Source organism: uncultured Polaribacter sp., assembly GCF_947495205.1.
Classification (GTDB): Bacteria; Bacteroidota; Bacteroidia; order Flavobacteriales; family Flavobacteriaceae; genus Polaribacter.
In genome coordinates this window covers 142,828-162,153 of sequence record NZ_CANLXV010000003.1, presented here as the reverse complement: position 1 = coordinate 162,153, position 19,326 = coordinate 142,828, and the positions used below count along the sequence as shown (strand labels likewise).

Here is a 19,326-nt window from a genome sequence, read left to right as displayed (position 1 = left end):
AATTAAACTGCTTTAGATTTTCCTACTGCAGTAATTTCATCACTGATAATTAAACCATCTTTTAAACGCACCACACGTTTGGTTTGTTCTGCAACTTCTTCTTCGTGTGTAATTACAAAAACAGTCATTCCTTCATTATTAATATCTTTTAACAAATCCATTACAGAATCTGTTGTGGTAGAATCTAAAGCTCCTGTTGGTTCATCTGCCAAAACTACTTTTGGTTTGGTAACCAAAGCTCTTGCAATTGCCACACGTTGTTTTTGACCACCAGAAAGCTCATTTGGTAAATGATTTGCCCAATCTTTTAAACCTACTTTTTCTAAATAATCTAAGGCTGTTTTTAAGCGCTCTTTTCTACTAATACCTTTGTAATATAAAGGTAAAGCAACATTTTCTAAAGCTGTTTTGTAAGATATTAAGTTGAAAGATTGAAAAATAAAACCTAAAAATTTATTTCTTAAAAGTGCGGCTTTTTTTTCATTCATATTTTTAATTAGTTGTCCATTTAAAAAGTAATTGCCTTCATCATGAACATCTAATAAACCAACAATGTTTAATAAGGTAGATTTTCCAGATCCTGAAGATCCCATAATAGAAACAAACTCACCCTCTTTAATATGTAAATCTATACCTTTTAAAACGTGTAAAGAATCTTTACCTATAGGATAAGATTTGTGTAATTTTTCTATTTTAATCATTGTTTGGTTATTTTGATATAAAAGTATTGAAAGCTTACATTTGTGCTTACTAATTTTATGTTAAAAGCCGTAAAAACCATTCAAATACAACCATAAGACGCATCAGTTTTAATAATGTTACACAAATTAAAATTATTTTTTTAAAAGCTTATTTTTAGGCCAAAAAGATAAAAAATTGCCAATACAAACAGAAAGTTTTAATTATTTATGATGATATTAAAAACTTAAAGTATCTTTGGTATTCTTAAGATTTAAGCGGTTTTTAATGACTAATATTCCTAAAAATAAAAAGGTAATTCTATTTGATGGTGTATGTAATTTGTGCAACAGCGCTGTTACAACTGCTATTAAGTATGATAAAAATAATGCCTTTTTATTTGCTTCATTACAATCTAAAACAGGCAAATCAATTATAGAATACCTAAAAATAGACGTTACCAAAATAGATTCTATTATTTTATATGAACCTAATGTTGCCTATGATATAAAATCTACAGCAGCATTAAAAATAATGAATGCATTTGGCGGTTTTTGGAGCTTAACCAAACTATTTTGGATTTTCCCAGAAGGTTTTAGAGATTTGGTTTATGATTTTATTGCAAAAAACCGATATAAATGGTTTGGTAAAAAAGAAAGTTGCATGATTCCTACAAAAGAATTAAAAGCAAAGTTTTTAAACTAAAAAAACAAAATGAGCACATATACAACCAAAGCTGTTAAATTTAGTTTATCAATTCTGTTGCTAATTGTTATGGTGATGGTTTTAAGCTTTTTTGATAAAAGTGTGTATTTTGATATTATAGCTACTTTTATTGGCATTTTAACTTTTGCAATATGTGTTTTTGGTTGCATTGGGCTTTTTTATTCCGTTAAAGGCATTAAAGAAAAAAGTGTTGCAAAAAAAATAGTGGCTCTAGTTACAAATACAGGAACTGTTATTTTATGCTCCTATATAATTATTGCAAACATTAATGATCTAATTCAATTTTTTAATTAATGAAAATTCCCAAAGAAATCAAATGCGTAATTTTTGATATGGATGGCGTTATTATAGACTCAGAAGAAATTCATAAAAAAGCCTATTACCAAACGTTTACGGCTTTAAATGTTGATGTTTCTAAGGAATTGTATAAATCTTTTACAGGCTCATCTACCTTAAATGCCTTTCAAAAATTAGTGGCACATTTTAATTTAGAGAACAAGCCAGAAGATTTGGTTTTAGACAAAAGAGCACGTTATGTAAATTTCTTTGAAAACGATCCTAATTTAAGTTTGGTTTCTGGCGTAAAAGAAATTATTCAATATTTTTATGACCAAGGCATTACCCTAATTTTAGCATCCTCTTCTGCTATGGTAAATATCAACAGAGTTTTTAAGCGTTTTGGTTTAGAAAAATATTTTACCGCAAAAATTAGTGGTGCAGATTTAAAAGCCTCAAAACCACACCCAGAAATTTTTAATAAAGCCGCACTTTTATCTAAAATACCAAAAGAAAAATGCGTGGTTATAGAAGATTCAGACAACGGAATTAAAGCTGCAAATGATGCCAATATTTTTGTATTTGGTTACGCCAACATACTTTCTGAAGGGCAAACCTTAGCAAATGCAGATGCTATAATTCATGATTTTTCTGAATTAAAAAACGTGGTATTCTAAAATTCAAATTTATATTTATTAAATTTTGAAATCATTTTTTATAGAATCAATAAAAATAAGCAAAGAAGTTTCTTAAAATAGTATGTTGGGTTTTTTATTCAGATATTTGTAATTGAATTTTTTTACATTTTTTTGATGACAGATAATACCGCTTTAAAAAACCTAAACAATTCGCTTTCTGGCGATGTTTTATTCGATAATTTACACAAAACATTGTATGCAACAGATGCATCTGTGTATCGTAAAATTCCGTTAGCAGTTGCTTATCCAAAAGATGAAAAAGACATTAAAATTTTAATTGATTTCGCTAGCAAAAACAACATTACTTTAATTCCTAGAACTGCAGGAACTTCACTTGCTGGCCAATGTGTTGGAGATGGCATTGTGGTAGATGTTTCTAAACATTTTACCAAAATTATTAGCTTAGATGAAAATGCAAAAACAATTACATTACAACCAGGAATTGTAAGAGACTCTTTAAATGTTTATTTAAAACCTTTTGGTTTGTTTTTTGGTCCAAATACATCAACATCTAACAGATGTATGATTGGTGGTATGGTAGGTAATAATTCCTCTGGAAGTACATCTATAAAATACGGAGTTACAAGAGATAAGGTTTTGCAAATAGATGCCATTTTAAGTGATGGTTCTACCGCTATTTTTAAAGAAATTTCTTCGGAAGAATTTATAAGTAAAACCAAAGAAAATACACAAGAAGGTAAAATTTATAAGGCTATTTTTAAAGAGCTTTCTTCAGAAGAAAATCAACAAGAAATACACAAAGAATTTCCAAAACCAGAAATTCATAGAAGAAATACAGGTTATGCTGTAGATGAATTTTTAACTTCTGAGTTATTTGGTGGAACAGAAAAAACAATAAATGTTGCCAAATTTTTATCTGGTAGTGAAGGTACTTTGGCTTTTTCTACTGCTATAACTTTACAATTAGACAATTTAGCGCCAAAAGAAAGTATTATGGTTTGTACCCATTTTACGTCTATAAACGAAAGTTTAAAAGCTACATTAACAGCCATGAATCATAATTTATACAATTGTGAATTAATGGATAAAGCCATTTTAGATTGTACTAAAAACAATAGAGAATTGGTTAAAAATAGGTTTTTCTTAAAAGGAGATCCAGAAGCGGTTTTAATGTTAGAGGTTTCTGCAAACTCTGTAGCAGAAGCAGAAGTTTTAGCAGACAATTTAATTGCAGATTTAGAGCAAAACAATTTTGGCTATCATCACCCAAAAGTATACGGAAAAGATATTGCCAAAGTACATTATTTAAGAAAAGCTGGTTTGGGTGCTTTAGGAAACATGGTTGGTGATATGAAAGCCGTTGCCTGTATAGAAGATACAGCTGTTGCCTTAAATGATTTGCCAAATTACATTGAAGAATTTACGCAAATAATGGACAAATACCAGCAAGATGCTATTTATTACGCGCACGCTGGTGCTGGTGAACTGCATTTGAGACCAATTTTAAATTTAAAAAAGAAGGTAGACGTTGTTTTATTTAGAAAAATAACTACAGAAACTGCCCAATTGGTTAAAAAATACAAAGGTTCTTTTTCTGGTGAACATGGCGATGGAATTGTACGTGCAGAATTTATTCCTTTAATGATTGGCGAAAAAAATTACGAATTATTAAGACGAATTAAAAAAGCTTTTGACCCAAATAACGTTTTTAACCAAGGTAAAATTACAGATGCTTTTCCTATGGATAAGAATTTGCGTTATGAAGTAGATAGAAAAGAGCCAGAAATAGCAACCATTCAAGATTTTTCTGATAGTGAAGGAATTTTAAAATTAGCAGAAAAGTGCAACGGATCTGGAGATTGTAGAAAACCAGTAGAAGCTGGCGGAACAATGTGCCCAAGTTATAGAGCCACTAAAAACGAAAAAGATACCACTAGAGCAAGAGCAAATACTTTGCGCGATGTTTTAACCAATAATACAGCCATTAACAAATTCAATTCTAAAGAATTAAAAGAAGTTTTAGACTTGTGTTTAAGCTGTAAAGCATGTGCATCTGAATGCCCAAGTAATGTAGATATTGCTACGATGAAAGCGGAGTTTTTATACCAATTTCAAGAGGCAAATGGGTATTCTTTTAGAAGTAAATTATTTGCGAATAATGGTAAACTAAATAAATTAGGAAGCCTAACTCCTGCGCTTACCAACGCAATTTTAAATACTCCTTTTGCTAAAAAAGCAATGGGCGTTGCTGTAGAAAGAACAGTGCCTAAATTGGCAAAGAAAACACTAAATTCTTGGTATGGTAAAACTAAAAAATCAACTGTAAATGCTGCCAAAATAAACGCATCTCAAACAAAAACTAAAAATCTTAAAACAGTTTACCTTTTTAATGATGAATTTACCAACTTCTATGATGTGGAGATTGGTAAAGATGCTTTTATTTTACTAGAAAAACTAGGTTATAATTTACAAATTATAAATCACGAAGAAAGCGGTAGAAGTTATATTTCTAAAGGTTTTTTAAAGCAGGCCAAAGAAGTATGTAATAAAAATATAGCTATTTTTAAAGACCTAATTACTGCAGAAACACCGCTTATTGGCGTAGAACCTTCTGCAATATTAACTTTTAAAGATGAATATTTACGTTTGGCAGACGATAAAACATCCGCAGAAAAAATTGCTGACAATGTTTTTACTTTTGAAGAGTTTTTAGCTAAAGAATTGCAAGCAGAAAATATTGATACCGCACTTTTTACAAAAGAAAATAAGGTTTTAAAAATTCACGGGCATTGCCACCAAAAAGCATTGTCTGGCACACAAGCTAGCTTTAAAATTTTAAATATTCCAGAAAATTATACAGTAACCATAATGAATACAGGTTGTTGTGGTATGGCAGGTTCTTTTGGTTATGAAAAAGAACATTACCAAGTTTCTATGCAAGTGGGTGAAGATACTTTATTTCCAAAGGTTAGAAATTGTAGTTCAGATACAGAAATTGCTGCTGCAGGAACCAGTTGCAGGCATCAAATTTTTGATGGTACAAAACGTATTGCAAAACACCCAATTACATTATTAAAAGAAGCTCTTTTGTAGTTTGTAAAAGTAGAATTGATGTAAAGTGATAAACCAAAAAACACCTTACAATTGTTTTTAATAATTGTAAGGTGTAACAACTTTAGACTCTAACTATTTTAATAGCTTTTTAGTTTTTTCTTCCATTGTAAATAACCTATTACAGAAAACACAACATAAATTACAGTAAGTAACAGATAAATAAATAAATTTTGTTGCAGATATAAGATAATAGTAAGTGCGTTAACAACCATCCAAAAAATCCAAGAGCTTATAATTTTTTTTGCCTCTAAAAAACTTGCAATAAAACTAAATATAGTGGTAAAAGCATCTAAATACGGATTTGTTGCATCTGTATTTTTCTCAAAAATATAACCTACAATTAAGGCAACTATAATTGCTGAAAAGATAATTAAAAAATGCTTTTTTAAACTAATGGTTTGTACTTTTAATCCATCTTTTTTAGTTTCTTTTCTTTTCCAAAGTTTATAACCGTAAGCACCTATAATTACATAATAAACATATAAAATAGACTCTGAATACAAACCTATAGTATAAAAAAGGTAAATACTTGTTAAAGATCCTGCAATCCCAAAAAACCAACATAAAATATTTTCTCTGATCAGTAAAATAAGGTAAATTAAGTTTAAAACAACAGCAATTATTTCAAGAGAAAAATTCATTTTTATAAGCTAAATTTACGTTTAAAAAAGAGATAAGTACTTCTTGTAATAATTATTACTTTCTATTTTTTTGTTGCCCAACCAAAAACTAATATTGGGCTTTGGTATCGAAAAAATAGCGAAAGAATAACGCTCTGTATTTAAATCTTTGGGCAAATTTACTTGATGCTCTAAAGCTTTTATTTTATGCTGACTAACAAACTCTAAAAAATAGCCAGAAAACTGAATTATTGTGTTTTTCTCGCCAACTGCTACCCTATTTTTTTCTTCGTTAAAGAAAGAGAGACCGTTTGCTATACCAAAAGGAAAAGTAGTAAACAGAGAAACATCTTTGTGTGCAGACAAACGCGTATTATTTTTAGCAAAAGCGCTATATTTTAAAGGTTTAGGATAATAGTTACAAGACATCATATAACCAATAACATCGTCTTTATACAACTGTTCTAAAATTGAATTATTCAACTTTTTAATGCTCGCCAACTCTAAAGCTTTAATGCGTTTTATTAAAGGTTTCCATTCGTTTTTAAGAAAAGGATGAAATTCTTTTGGAAAATGTTCTACTTCTTGAAAATCAGACAAAACAAAAGAATGTAGCATGTCTGTATCATACTGATTTAAACTGTCTTTTTGCCCAATAAAAGAATACCCATCAAACGCTTTTTTATAGTTAGCTTGTAAATAGTTATTTTTATAAACCCTATCTTTTTGCACAAAACTTGCTAGTGCTTTTCTAATGGTTACATCAGAATTACTAATTAAATCAAACGTTTTTATCATTACCTCTTCTGTAATTTTAAACCTTACTATTTCCTGTAAAATTAGTTAAAATTTAAAACAGAAAACTTTTAAACGTTAATTACTTTAAAAATGCAATACTAAAAGGATAATTTGGTGCTTGGTTGTTACTTACACGAATGGCATTGATAATTGGGAAAATTAAATAAAAAATACCAATTGTGATAAATCCTAAAATACCTAAACCTAAAAATAAAACTAAAGGAATACAAATTAAAATATAGATAAACATAGAAATTCTAAAATTTAAAATAGCTTTTCCATGCGCGTCCATTCCAAAAATTTCATCTTTTTTAGTGAGCCATAACACCAAAGGCACTATAAAACCACCTATACCACTTACTAAATCTAATAACTGACTTAAATGTGTAATTACCAATAATTGATTGTCTTCTTTCATTTTTTATTTTTTTAATTTCTAATTAATCATTTATAGGACGTCATTAAATTTATTTTGTTACAATAAAGTAACTCAAAATCTTAAAAGGTTTTACTTTTGAGAAAGACTTTTGCTTTAATCCCAAAAATCTTTCTGTATTTTTGTGCTATGATTCAAAATGATACCATTGTAGCGCTGGCAACACCAAACGGAGTTGGTGCAATTGCTGTAATAAGACTTTCTGGAGAAAGTGCTATTAAAATTGCGAATACTTTTTTTAAATCTATTAAAAAAGATAAAACACTTTTACAACAGAAAACACATACCATTCACTTGGGGCATATTGTGCACAAAGGTGTTATTATAGATGAAGTTTTGGTTTCTGTTTTTAAAAACCCAAATTCTTACACAGGAGAAAATGTAGTAGAAATTTCTTGTCATGGTTCTGCTTTTATTCAGCAAGAAATTATACAATTATTTTTAGAAAATGGTTGCAGAATGGCAGATAATGGCGAATTTACCATGCGTGCTTTTTTAAACGGAAAAATGGATTTATCGCAAGCGGAAGCTGTGGCAGATGTTATTGCCTCAAATTCTGCAGCAAGTCATCAAATGGCAATACAACAAATGCGCGGTGGTATTACCAACGAATTAAAAGAATTGCGTGTACAATTGTTAGATTTTGCTGCTTTAATAGAACTAGAACTCGATTTTTCTGGAGAAGATGTAGAGTTTGCAGATAGAACAAAATTTAAAGAATTGGTTGCAAAAATCACCTTTGTTTTAAAACGATTAATAGATTCTTTTTCTTTTGGAAATGCGATGAAAAACGGAATTCCTGTTGCAATTATTGGAGAACCCAATGTTGGAAAATCTACACTTTTAAATACACTTTTAAACGAGGAAAAAGCCATAGTTTCTGATATTGCAGGTACTACAAGAGATGCCATTGAAGATGAAATTATTATAGATGGTGTTGCCTTTAGGTTTATAGATACTGCAGGAATTAGAGAAACAGAAGATGTAGTAGAATCTATTGGAATTAAAAAAGCATATGAAAAAGCAGACAATGCACAGTTGATAATATTTTTAATTGATGCAAATAAATTTTCTTACGCTAAAGAAGAATTTTTAACTGAAATTGAAACGATAAAAGCACGTTTTCCAAATAAACGTTTGCTGGTAATTGCCAATAAAATAGATACTTTATCTTGCCATGATAATGCTATTTTACAATCTGAGATAGAAAATTTAATTTTACTTTCTGCCAAAAGTAAAACAGGTATAGAAGAACTTAAAAACGAATTAACTTCTTTGGTAAATATTGGTGCTTTAAGTAATAATGAAACAATTGTAACCAATTCGCGCCATTTTGAAGCCTTAAATAATGCTTTGCAGGCTATAAGTTCTGTAAAACAAGGCATCGATTTAGAAATTTCAACAGATTTATTTTCAATAGATATAAGAGAATGTTTACGTCATTTAGGTGCCATTACAGGAGATTATGATGTAGATAAAGATATACTTGGACACATTTTTGGAAATTTTTGTATTGGGAAGTAAATGAAAAAAGAAGATCTTATAGGCAATTATCAAATAATAGGAAGCAATCAAGACAATTCTGAAAACACTTATAAAGGCACACTTTCTTTGTCTTTTGATGAAAGTGGTAGAATTTTAGCCAAATGGCTCATCAACAAAAGTCAAGAACAATTTGGAGTTGGTTTTTTTAAAAACAATATTTTAGTCATTAATTTTCAGTACCAAGGAGATGAAAACACTGCCTATTTTGGTACGGTTGTTTATACATGTATTTCTAAAGATATTTTAGAAGGTTTTTGGTCTGAAGAATTTGGAGATCCAGAGTTTTTAGGTGAAGAAAATTGTTTTAGGATAGAAAAAACATCTAGAGAAATTATTAATTAAAATAAAAAAATGCTTCATTATTTGGAAAAATAGAATTCCTTAGAAAAGTATGAAACATTTTTTTAAATTTTTAAAATATTTTAAAATTTCACTTATTTAATTTAAGAATATTTACTAAAAAATAAACAAGGTAAAAAAATTAAAATTGTGCCCCAACAATAAAAACATTTACCTTGTTTGAATACTAATATTTATTTTTAAAATCCAGATCCTGGTGCTTCTGGACTTTGTGCCTGAGCTTTTTGCGGACTTAAAATCATGTATGTTCCTAAAGCAGTTAATGCGGCATATTTACCATAATTACCTATTTTATTTATTGCTTCTTTTCTAGTAATTCCCTCTGTATTCTTTATATTTTTTTTCATGTTATTCTTTTAAAGTTATTTAATTATTCGATAATAATTTTACTTATTTTACTACCTAAACTAGAATTTATTTTTACTATATAAATACCAGTTTGTAAATTTGGTAAGGCTATTTTATTAGCTCCATTTCCTATTTCTTTTGCAGCAAATACCTCTTTACCTATTACATTAAATAACTTTAGATTAAATACCCCCTTCTCTAAGCCTTTTATAAATAATGTTTCTTTTGATGCATATATTTTTACAGCTAAAAGAGAATTATTTTCTATACTTAAAACCTCTTTTGCACTTTGTGTGTTTAAAAAGAATCTACCAGAACCATTTATTTTATTTGTAATATTAACAATGTGTTCAGACTCATCTAATTCGGTTATAGTATTTAATACTTTATCTTCTAAATATACTTTAGTATCAAAAGGCAAATTTTTTGTTTCTATTGAAAAAATTAATTCTGTATCTTTTTCTGCAACCAAACCAAGAGGAACACTAGTTGAATTTATATTTTGAAGTGGTACAGCTTGTATAGTAAAATCTTCTCCATTAATATCTGATAGTAATTTTGTGTATACATCAAGTTCGGCACCTGCAAAATTTCCTAAATCGTAACCAGGATCTAAACCTTCTGTTGCTTTGTTACTATAATTAACAACTGTTTTTACACTTTTACCTTTTGCTTTTGTGATTAAAGTAATGCCGGTTTCTGTTTCATTATTTGTATTTTTATTAAAAGTACCTCCAGATGCTGGTTGTGTCATTCTTTGTGTTTCATCAAAAGAAACTTCTGTAGCGCCAACAGCTGCTCTTACAAAAAATCCTTGTCCTGGTGCTACAAAACTTTCTGGACCAGATAAAGGTAAAACAATGTACTTACCCTGTGTGTTATCCCAAACATAAACACCTAAGTTAGCTGGATTTAATTTACTAGTATTATCTGAAACAAAATTTGCATTGCCATTCTCATTTACTGGTAAAAAAGTAGTGTAAGGATTTCCTATTGCGTTCCATTCCACATCTAAATTTTTAGTTACATTTTCTGTTTCTAGAGTTCCTGTAAACGTTACACTTCCGTTTGTATTTCTTGATATTGCATAAGCTCTTCCTTGTTCAAAAGTAAGTGCATCTGTTGCTATATCATCTGTAGTATAATATACCCATTTAGAACCAACTGGTTGGCTTTCATCATAAAATGCAATTGCCAATCTATTTGGTGTTACAGATGTATTTACTCTAATATCATTTGTTGGGTTTTCCACAAAAGCTTTAATGCTTTGCCCGTTTACTGGTGCTGTTACAATACTAAATTCGTTCGCTATTAAACCTCCACGTTCATAGGTTATAGTTCCTGTTGCAGTACCTTTTACTAATAAAGTTGCACTTTCTGTAGCTGTAGAAGTCATTCTTACCTGCCTAGTGTTTGTAAAATTACCATCCACTAATAAATTACCTCCTTCTCTTATATTTAACAAGCCGTTAACCGTAAAATCATTCGCTTGAAAAGTTACTCCAGCATCAATTCTAGGTGATATTGCTACGTTTGGTATAGTTACATTATCTGTTATAGACGGTAAATTACCTCCTGCCCAGTTGCTTGCATCCGTTATACTTGAATTTGAACCACCTTCCCAAGTAATTAAAGGTGTAATAACAGATCCAGAAGAGTCATAATTGTCATTTAGTAATTGTGTACCTATTGGTGTAGTGTCTATAAAGGTTAACCCAAAGGACGTTACAAAATCTGGTGTTGTTGTGGTATCAAAAGAAATATTAGGCGCTTCATTTGTATCTACATACAAAATCTTTAAATGGCAAATGAGATTGGGTGATCCTGCAACCGTTACATTTTCTGAAACTTGACCAGCAACTGCTGTAGACCAAGAAAAACTTACTTTAGAGGCTGTACTATTTGTATTTACAATGTTATAGGCATCTAAAGCACCTCCAAATATTTTTTCTGCTAATACTGAACCTGCTGGTCTGCTAAAAGTTAAATTACCTCCTTCTATTGCTTCTCCAAAAGCTGCAGTGTTGTAATCTATATAAAATTGACCAGCACCTAATTTAAAATTAGTATCTGTAGAAAGTAGCACATCTACTTCATAAAAAGTATTAGAACCTTCTACTGTGTTTTGTGCATTCGCAAATGAATAGCTAATTGTCTGACTTTGAAACACAAGACTACTCGTTAAAATAATTACCAATGCAAGTAATTTAATTTTTTCTGTAATTTTCTCCATTTTTTTAGTTGTTTTTACTGTTTTTTTTATTTAGAATTGTTTTAATTTACCTATTAAACTTCTTGCAGTTGGAGTATCTGTAGTTTGTACAGCTCCATTTAAATTAATATCGTTGTTGTTGTAGCCTAAATTACCTATAGAGGTTACTATAGGGTTTATATCTACCGTTTGTACGCTTCCATTGCCATCACTATCTCCTGCTATCATAGATAGTAGTCCTGTAAAAACTTCGGAAACAGCTAAACTACCTCCTCTTATAAAGCTTACATTATTTGTAAAATCTACTATGGTTTGGTTTGTAGATAAGGATACAGCTGTATCTGTTACAATAGCAATATGATTTCTATGGCCTATTGCTACAAAATAATTATCTGCATCTATATTTATTGATAAATTAGAAACACCATCAAGTGCTACAACATCTCCATCTCTTTGTAAAAATGCAGGTGCTGTTTTTATAATATTAGAAATATTATTTTTATCTCTTAACTCTACAAAAACCCAGTCTACAATAGCATCATTACCTGTAACACTAAATACTACTGGCGATACAATAGCACCATCGCCATAAGGAGAGTTTGTGGGTATTAAATTAGCTTGTCGTAAATCATCACGCATTAAATCTTCTTCACCTGTTTTTGGGTTTATGCTTGCTCCTTGTAAAAAAACTTTTGGAGTTAATACAACTCCTGTAACTATTTCTGTAATCGAATTAAAACCTACCCACCCAGCATTTTCATAAGATTGAGTACTACCTGTTGGGATGAATAAATCAATTCTATCTTCTCTAATAAATGAGTCATCATTGGTACCAACAACTACGCTTGGTGCTGATGTATTCAACGATGTAATTGTAGTTAAGTTATTAAAGTCAAAAGCTAATTGAGCAATTTGTGTTACTTTAGGAGGTATGGTAATTTCGGTAAGATTATTTCTTTCAAAAGATCTAAAATCAATACTTTCTAAACTATTAGGTAATGTAATACTTGTTAAGTCGTTACTAGAGAAACAACGTTGAGGAATTCGAGTAACTCCTTCAGGAATCACAACTTCTGTAATGAAATTAAAGCGAAAGGCAACACTACCCAATTGCCTCAACGTATTAGGAAAAGTAACGCTAGTTAATCCGGCACTCTCAAAAGCACTGTTAGCAATAGCAACTACATTAAAATTATTTATCCCGTCAGAAACAGAAGCTGGAATCAATAAATCACTACTCGAAGGTGTACCTCCCGTTAATATTACTTCTCTAGGACTTGTAGAAAATATTTCGTAAGTAAGCCCATCTACAGTTATTTCATTATCAAGTGCTACACCATTTATTGAGCTAAAGAAAGCATTCCAACCTGCTTCTTGATAGGATGGGCCACTGCCCTCTGGTATGATTAACGCTTTATTACTAGCTGTTTGTGAAAAAATATCTCTTAAAAGAGTTGGAGCTTGTGAGTTGTTGGAAATAACTGTTAATAGATCAGGGTTGTTTTGAAAAGCTAGAATACCAATCTCTTGTACGTTAGCGCCAATAGTAACACTGGTTAAACTATCATTTCTAAAGGCATCTTGCCCGATTACTGTAACATTAAATGTAAAATTGTTAGCGGTAACCGTATCAGGGATTGTGATATCACCAGAGGCATTATTTCCATTGATTAAAGATACATCGTTAGGGGTTTCTGAAGCAACACGATAGGTAAATCCTCCAGAAATGAATTGCGCACCTATACTTACATCTCCATTAATAGATAAGAAATTAGTATTCCACCCTGCTGCTTCATAAGAAGTTTGGCTTCCATTTGGTATCGTTAATGCTTTACTACTAGAGGTTTCAAGAAATACGTTGCTACCCAATGAAGGTGCAGTGGTAGCATTAGAAATTACCGAGGTTAATTCACTAGTATTACGAAAGGCCTCATTACCTATTTCTTGTACATTAGCACCTATAACTACATTAGTTATGTTATCATCTCTAAATGCATTTTGTCCGATTACTATAACATTAAATGTAAAATTGTTAGCGTTAACCGTATCAGGGATTGTAATACCACCAGAGGCATTATTTCCACTAATTAAAGATACATCGTTAGGGGTTTCTGAAATAACACGATAGGTAAATCCTTCAGAATTGAATTGTACCCCTATCCTTACAACACTATTAATAGTAAAAAAGTTAGTATTCCACCTTGCTGCTTCATAAGAAGTTTGACTACCATCAGGTATCGTTAATGCTTTATTACTTGTTGTTTCACGAAATACGCTGCTACCCAATGAAGGTGCAGTGGTAGCATTAGAAATTACCGAGGATAATTCACTAGTATTACGAAAAGCATTATTACCTATGCTTATAATATTAGCAGGAATAACTACACTGGTTATGGCATCATCTCTAAAGGCATCTTGTCCTATTGTTGTAACATTAAATGATATACTGTTTTGGGTTACGGTAGTAGGTATCGTAATATCATCTGATGCATTATTTCCGTTGATTAAGGATACTTCATTGGGATTGGCTGAAGTTACCCGATAGGTAAATCCTTCAAAATTGAATTGTCCACCTATCCTAAAAACTCCGTTAACAGATAAGAAATTAGCATTCCACCCTGCTGCTTCATAAGAAGTTTGGCTACCATTAGGTATCGTTAATGCTTTAATACTAGGGGTTTCACGAAATACGTTGCTACCAAGTGAAGGTGCAGTGGTAGCATTAGAAATTACCGAGGTTAATTCACTCGTATTAAGAAAAGCATCATTACCTATATTTATAATATTGGCTGGAATAATAACACTGGTTATGGCATCATCTCTAAAGGCACTTATACCTATAGCGGTTACATTAAATGATATACTGTTTTGGGTTACAGTAGTAGGAATCCTAATATCTCCAGAGGCATCATTTCCGTTGATTAAGGATACTTCATTGGGATTGGTTGCAGTGACACGATAGGTAAATCCTTCAGAATTGAATTGCCCACCTATCCTTGCAACTCCATTAATAGTAAGGAAATTATTATTCCATCCTGCTGCTGCATAAGATGCTTCACTACCATTAGGAATTACTAAGCTTTTCTGGCCAGGGCTTTCATTAAATACTCTACTACCTAGAGAAGGTGCGTTAATAGCATTTGAGGTTACAGTAGTTAGTGATCCATTTCCACGAAAACCATTGGAATCAACGGTTTCTAATCCAGTACCTATGGTAATGTTGGTTAGATTTTGGTTTACAGAAATCCCCGAATTCTCAATAGTTGTTACACTATTGGGAAGCACTAAACTTGTTAAATTAGTGCTTCTAATGGCACTTGACCCTATAACTTTAATTGTGTTAGGTAACATTAGTGCTGTAATAGGGTCGTCTCTAAAAGCATTACCTCCAATAGCGGTTACAGTGAAATTTTTCGATTCAAAATTTATTATTTCAGGTATGGTTACACTGCCAGCGGCATTGTTTGCGTTTACTAAGCTGACGGTATTTGGATTTTTAGAAGCTATCCTATAAGTAAAACCATTGTTAGTAAATGTACCTCCTATTGGCGTTTCACCATTTATAGTTTTAAAACCCGTCCACCCATTCTCATTGTAAATATTTTCTGTTCCGCTAGGAATGGTTAAATCTATATTACTACGTGTGCCAAAAGAACTAGCTGAAATAGATGCAGGTACAGATCCTAGAGCAATAATTTCATTTAATCCACCTTCAAAAAAGGCTTCTCCTTCTATAGTAGCTACACTTGCTGGAAGTGTAATGCTAGTGAGTGGATTATTATCTCTAAATGCACGAAATTTTATGGTTGTAATTGTATTAGGTAGTGTAACACTACTTGCACGATTTCTGTAAGCAGAATTACCTATAGTTGTTACGGTATATACAATTCCATTACTATCTGTAGCGCTGCTAGGGATAGCATTTGCAGATCCGCCACCTGTGAGTTCTACTTCATTAGGATTTGTGGATAGTACGTTAAAATTATAGCCATTATCCGTAAAAGTCTGTGAAAAACCAATGGTTGATATTAATAATAACAACCATAGAATGGATTGTTTTATTAGTGTTTTTGTTTTCATTTCAAAGTAGTTTAGGTTTAAATTGCTTTTTTATCAATACAAAATTAGTGTCGTTGCATTTTAAAGACCATAAATAAAACGACAGATACTATTAAAAAAGCGACAATAAGTGTTTTTTAAAAAAAGAATTATTTGATTTACAAATAAGGAAAATATAATGATGTTGTTACATTGAATTTTACTGAAACTAATGCTTGGATAATTTATTTTTAAAGTTTGAGATTTCTGTTGAAGTGATTTTGAAGTTTCTTAAATAAAAAATATATTTTGATTTAAAGTTACTTATAAAATTAAAAAAAGCATCATAAACTATTACTATTAAAATCTTTCAGTAATGAATATATTAAAGAGATATTTTAAAATTAATACCCTAAATTTTATTGTAACTTTAAATAAAATCTCAAAACACAAAACATGCAGAAATTTTATGTATTCAAAAGAAATAGTTTTAAATTTTATGAAAAACAAGAAGGAGAGATGAGCACAAAAAACAAGGTTTTATATTTTTTTTAAAAAGACATTTGGATTTACATTAAACTCTTTTTTAAAACATTTGGCGAAATAAGACGGACTAGAAAACCCAAATTTAAAAGCCGTTTGAGAAACTGTTAAATTTGTAGACATTAAAGATTCTTTTGCTTTATTTAAACAAATTGAGTTGATTAACTGACTTGGAGATTTATTGGTCATCTCTTTAATTTTTCTTTGTAATTGCCGTTCACTCATTCTCATTTTTTTACTTAAAAGCGCTACACTTATCGTGTCATTTTCTAAGTTATTATCTATAATTTCAAGTACTTTTTCCAAAAAGGAATCGTAATAAGAAAAGGTAAAATTAGTTGTTTTTTCTACATTTATAGAAGGTTTTTCTTTTTCTGAAACATCATAAAGCTTGATTAAAGTATTACTTTTAAATCCTAAAACAGAGGTGTTTTCTATAAAGTTAAAATTAGAACCAGATAATAAGTGTTTTACAGTTTTTGAAGCTAAAATCTGATTTGGGTGCAATTGAGTTTGAATTATTTTTGTCATATAAAAATCTTTATCGTTTAATATATGATTTCCACTTAGAGTGACCTCATTTATATATAAACCCATAGACAATTCAATACCAAGTTCTTTAAATTTATTTAAAAAAGAAATACTAAAATGTACTGCTTTACCTGGAACATCAAAAGCTATTGATATATTTTTTTGATGCCTTAGCAATACTTCTCCTTCATATTTTTTAATTAAGTGTGCTACAATATCTAATTTATTGGCATTAAAGTTACATGTTTTAAATTGTCCAAATAAAATTGTTTTTAATCCTTTTTTACTAGTATTATTAGGTTTCGTTTTTTTTATAAATTTTTTCATTTCCATCAAAACCATTTCTGTGTTACCCACCCAAAATAGATGGTCTTCTCCTTCTAATTCAATAAATTTTGCTTCTTTTATACGTTCTTGTATAAACCTACCTTCTTCAATCTTTACATCTATATCTCCTTTACGTTGTATTAATAAAGTGGGTACATTTACGTAGGGTAATACATCTACAATATCAACTTCTGTGTTCATTTTAGTAAGTTTAATGGCAGCTGCAGGACTTGCTCCAGATCTAAAATAATTTGCTAACCAACTCATAAATTTTGTATCTTTTGCTCTAGACGGTGCTAATTTTTCTAATAAATTTTCTTCACTACACCAGTCATTTTCAATCATATTGTATAATTTTTCCCTTTCTTTATCTTTTGGCGCCCAAGGATATTCTTTAGAATATCTACGTTTTGCAAAGGCTCCAAAAGAAATTAAAGAAATAACTTTGTTTGGATATGTTGCACTAAATAAAGTGGCTGCACTGCCTCCTTCTGAATGTCCAAAAAGAATAGCTTTTTTACTATCTACAGCATTCATAACAGCGTTTATATCTTCCATCCTATCTTCTAAAGTTGATAGTTCTACCAAACGATCTGATAAGCCTGTTCCTCTTTTATCAAAAAGTATTATTCTTACAGTTTTACTTAATTCCTTAAAAAAACTTACTAAATCTGGACTACTAAACATCCAATCAATATTAGAAACCCAACCAGGTACATAAACCAAATCTAATGCACCTTTTCCTAATACCTTATAAGCAATATTAATTTCTCCACTTTTGGTATACTGTGTTTTTGGGTTGATAAAATCTTTTAGCTTAGACATTATAAATATCATTTTGAATTTAATAGGTCTCAATATTAAAATTATTTAAAACTTCGTAAAAAATAAATTTGGTATGGTGAAGTTTTGCATTTAAACACCGAAAAAAATAGCCTGAAGAATATTTTTCTAACTAAATTTAAGTTTAAAAAGATTATTTAAATTAAATCTTAACATTAAGTAAATATAAACATACTAAAAAAGGTTGCTTTTTATAAAACACAAAAGCTAAACAGGAAAAAAATGAAGGTTAATAGGAAAAAACCACTTTAAATTTTATTAAAATAGTTCTCTTGGTTTGATAAAAAGGTAAGGTTTTAACCTGTTGTGCATTATGATTAAAAGAATAAAAGTTACCAATCTTACTAAAAGACAGTAAATTATTTTAGCCCTAAAACATTAATGATGAACACTTGAATACAAATTACGAAAGAATCTTGGAAGTATTAAGAAAAATATCATAAGAACAGCTTTTAACTTATCAGAGAAGAATACCTAAAATGAGTGATTTAGAATTGATTAGTTTAAGTTTAACTGCTGAATTGATGAGTATTGACAGTGAGAATGATTTATTTAGAAATCTTCCCAAATCATTTTTATCAAAAATTGAAAGAAGTGTTTACAATAGAAGAAGGAGGAATTTATTTGAAAATATAAATAGTATTTGTTTAAAATTAGCTTCCTTTTTTAATGATTTTGAGGATTATTTTGTTGTTGATAGTATGCCTTTAGAAGTTTGTAATTTATCAAGAAGTACTTGTTCTAAAGTTTGTAAAGAAAATATTGAAACTGTTCCAAATAAAGGATTTTGTGCTTCACAAGGTTCGAAATATTATGGCTATAAATTACACGCCATTTGTTCTGTTAGTGGAGTGTTTCAATGTATAGATTTGAGCCCAGCATCCGTGCACGACATCAACTATTTAAAGGATATTAAAGATCAAATTAATAATTGTACTTTAATTGGAGATCGTGGTTATTTATCGGCATAAATTCAGCTAAACTTATTTGAAACCTGTAATATAAAATTGAATACTCCAATGAGATACAATCAAAATAATTATAAAAATCAACCTTATATTTTTAGAAAAAAAAGAAAACGAATAGAAACTTTATGCTCACAACTCTGCGACCAATTTATGATTAGAAGAAATTATGCGAAATCTTTTGATGGGTTTCAAACAAGGGTATTATCCAAAATAACCTCTTTAACAACTATACAATATATCAACAAATTTATTTTTGATAGAAATATCAGTAATATTAAAATTAGCATAATTTAAAATGCACAAC

14 protein-coding genes and 1 pseudogene are annotated in these 19,326 nt (G+C 30.0%); 7 read left to right on the top strand and 8 right to left on the bottom strand.

All coding sequences use genetic code 11. The annotated features are described in order from the left end of the window. Positions 1 to 2: 2 nt before the first annotated feature. Positions 3 to 701: an ABC transporter ATP-binding protein gene (locus Q0762_RS04015; protein ID WP_298763861.1), complete on the bottom strand. Its 699-nt coding sequence runs from the start codon at positions 699 to 701 to the stop codon at positions 3 to 5. A 265-nt stretch (positions 702 to 966) separates the two neighbouring features. On the opposite strand from Q0762_RS04015, the gene Q0762_RS04010 reads away from it, so the two are divergent. From Q0762_RS04010 to Q0762_RS03995, 4 genes are all read left to right on the top strand, one after another. Then, complete coding sequence (locus tag Q0762_RS04010; RefSeq protein ID WP_298763859.1) at positions 967 to 1,383, top strand: thiol-disulfide oxidoreductase DCC family protein; 417 nt, start codon at positions 967 to 969, stop codon at positions 1,381 to 1,383. Between the two features lie 9 nt (positions 1,384 to 1,392). Beyond that, positions 1,393 to 1,698, top strand: coding sequence for a hypothetical protein (locus tag Q0762_RS04005; protein ID WP_298763857.1), 306 nt, complete (start codon positions 1,393 to 1,395; stop codon positions 1,696 to 1,698). Further along, positions 1,698 to 2,357, top strand: a complete 660-nt coding sequence (locus Q0762_RS04000; RefSeq protein WP_298763855.1) for an HAD family phosphatase — start codon at positions 1,698 to 1,700, stop codon at positions 2,355 to 2,357. Before Q0762_RS04005 ends, Q0762_RS04000 begins: the two co-directional genes overlap by 1 nt. 135 nt (positions 2,358 to 2,492) lie before the next feature. Continuing rightward, positions 2,493 to 5,432, top strand: coding sequence for an FAD-binding and (Fe-S)-binding domain-containing protein (locus tag Q0762_RS03995; RefSeq protein ID WP_298763853.1), 2,940 nt, complete (start codon positions 2,493 to 2,495; stop codon positions 5,430 to 5,432). Positions 5,433 to 5,530: 98 nt separating this feature from the next. Here Q0762_RS03995 and pnuC read toward each other — a convergent pair whose 3' ends face one another. The 3 genes from pnuC to Q0762_RS03980 all read right to left on the bottom strand — a co-directional run bounded on the left by pnuC (position 5,531) and on the right by Q0762_RS03980 (position 7,289). Next, complete coding sequence (gene pnuC / locus Q0762_RS03990) at positions 5,531 to 6,094, bottom strand: nicotinamide riboside transporter PnuC (protein WP_298763850.1); 564 nt, start codon at positions 6,092 to 6,094, stop codon at positions 5,531 to 5,533. Between the two features lie 21 nt (positions 6,095 to 6,115). Next, complete coding sequence (locus Q0762_RS03985) at positions 6,116 to 6,871, bottom strand: 2OG-Fe(II) oxygenase family protein (protein ID WP_298763848.1); 756 nt, start codon at positions 6,869 to 6,871, stop codon at positions 6,116 to 6,118. 79 nt (positions 6,872 to 6,950) lie between these two features. Next, positions 6,951 to 7,289, bottom strand: a complete 339-nt coding sequence (locus Q0762_RS03980; protein ID WP_298763846.1) for a DUF4870 domain-containing protein — start codon at positions 7,287 to 7,289, stop codon at positions 6,951 to 6,953. A gap of 147 nt (positions 7,290 to 7,436) precedes the next feature. Here Q0762_RS03980 and mnmE point away from each other — a divergent pair, with 147 nt between their 5' ends. Both mnmE and Q0762_RS03970 read left to right on the top strand, forming a co-directional pair. Further along, entirely contained in the window at positions 7,437 to 8,831 is a 1,395-nt protein-coding gene (gene mnmE, locus Q0762_RS03975; RefSeq protein WP_298764125.1) for a tRNA uridine-5-carboxymethylaminomethyl(34) synthesis GTPase MnmE, read from the top strand. Continuing rightward, entirely contained in the window at positions 8,832 to 9,194 is a 363-nt protein-coding gene (locus tag Q0762_RS03970; RefSeq protein WP_298763844.1) for a hypothetical protein, read from the top strand. 197 nt (positions 9,195 to 9,391) lie between these two features. On the opposite strand, the gene Q0762_RS03965 is transcribed toward Q0762_RS03970, so the two are convergent. The 4 genes from Q0762_RS03965 to Q0762_RS03950 all read right to left on the bottom strand — a co-directional run bounded on the left by Q0762_RS03965 (position 9,392) and on the right by Q0762_RS03950 (position 18,036). Then, a complete protein-coding gene (locus Q0762_RS03965; RefSeq protein ID WP_298763841.1) occupies positions 9,392 to 9,559 on the bottom strand; it encodes a hypothetical protein in 168 nt (55 codons plus the stop codon). Between the two features lie 23 nt (positions 9,560 to 9,582). Then, entirely contained in the window at positions 9,583 to 11,793 is a 2,211-nt protein-coding gene (locus tag Q0762_RS03960; RefSeq protein WP_298763839.1) for a T9SS type A sorting domain-containing protein, read from the bottom strand. 30 nt (positions 11,794 to 11,823) lie between these two features. After that, complete coding sequence (locus tag Q0762_RS03955) at positions 11,824 to 15,852, bottom strand: leucine-rich repeat domain-containing protein (RefSeq protein ID WP_298763835.1); 4,029 nt, start codon at positions 15,850 to 15,852, stop codon at positions 11,824 to 11,826. Positions 15,853 to 16,350: 498 nt separating this feature from the next. After that, positions 16,351 to 18,036 (bottom strand): alpha/beta fold hydrolase, encoded by a 1,686-nt coding sequence (locus tag Q0762_RS03950; RefSeq protein ID WP_298763832.1) that lies wholly within the window; start codon positions 18,034 to 18,036, stop codon positions 16,351 to 16,353. A 497-nt stretch (positions 18,037 to 18,533) separates the two neighbouring features. Between Q0762_RS03950 and Q0762_RS03945 the strand changes: the two are divergent. Then, positions 18,534 to 19,316, top strand: a pseudogene (locus tag Q0762_RS03945) (IS982 family transposase). Positions 19,317 to 19,326: the final 10 nt, after the last annotated feature.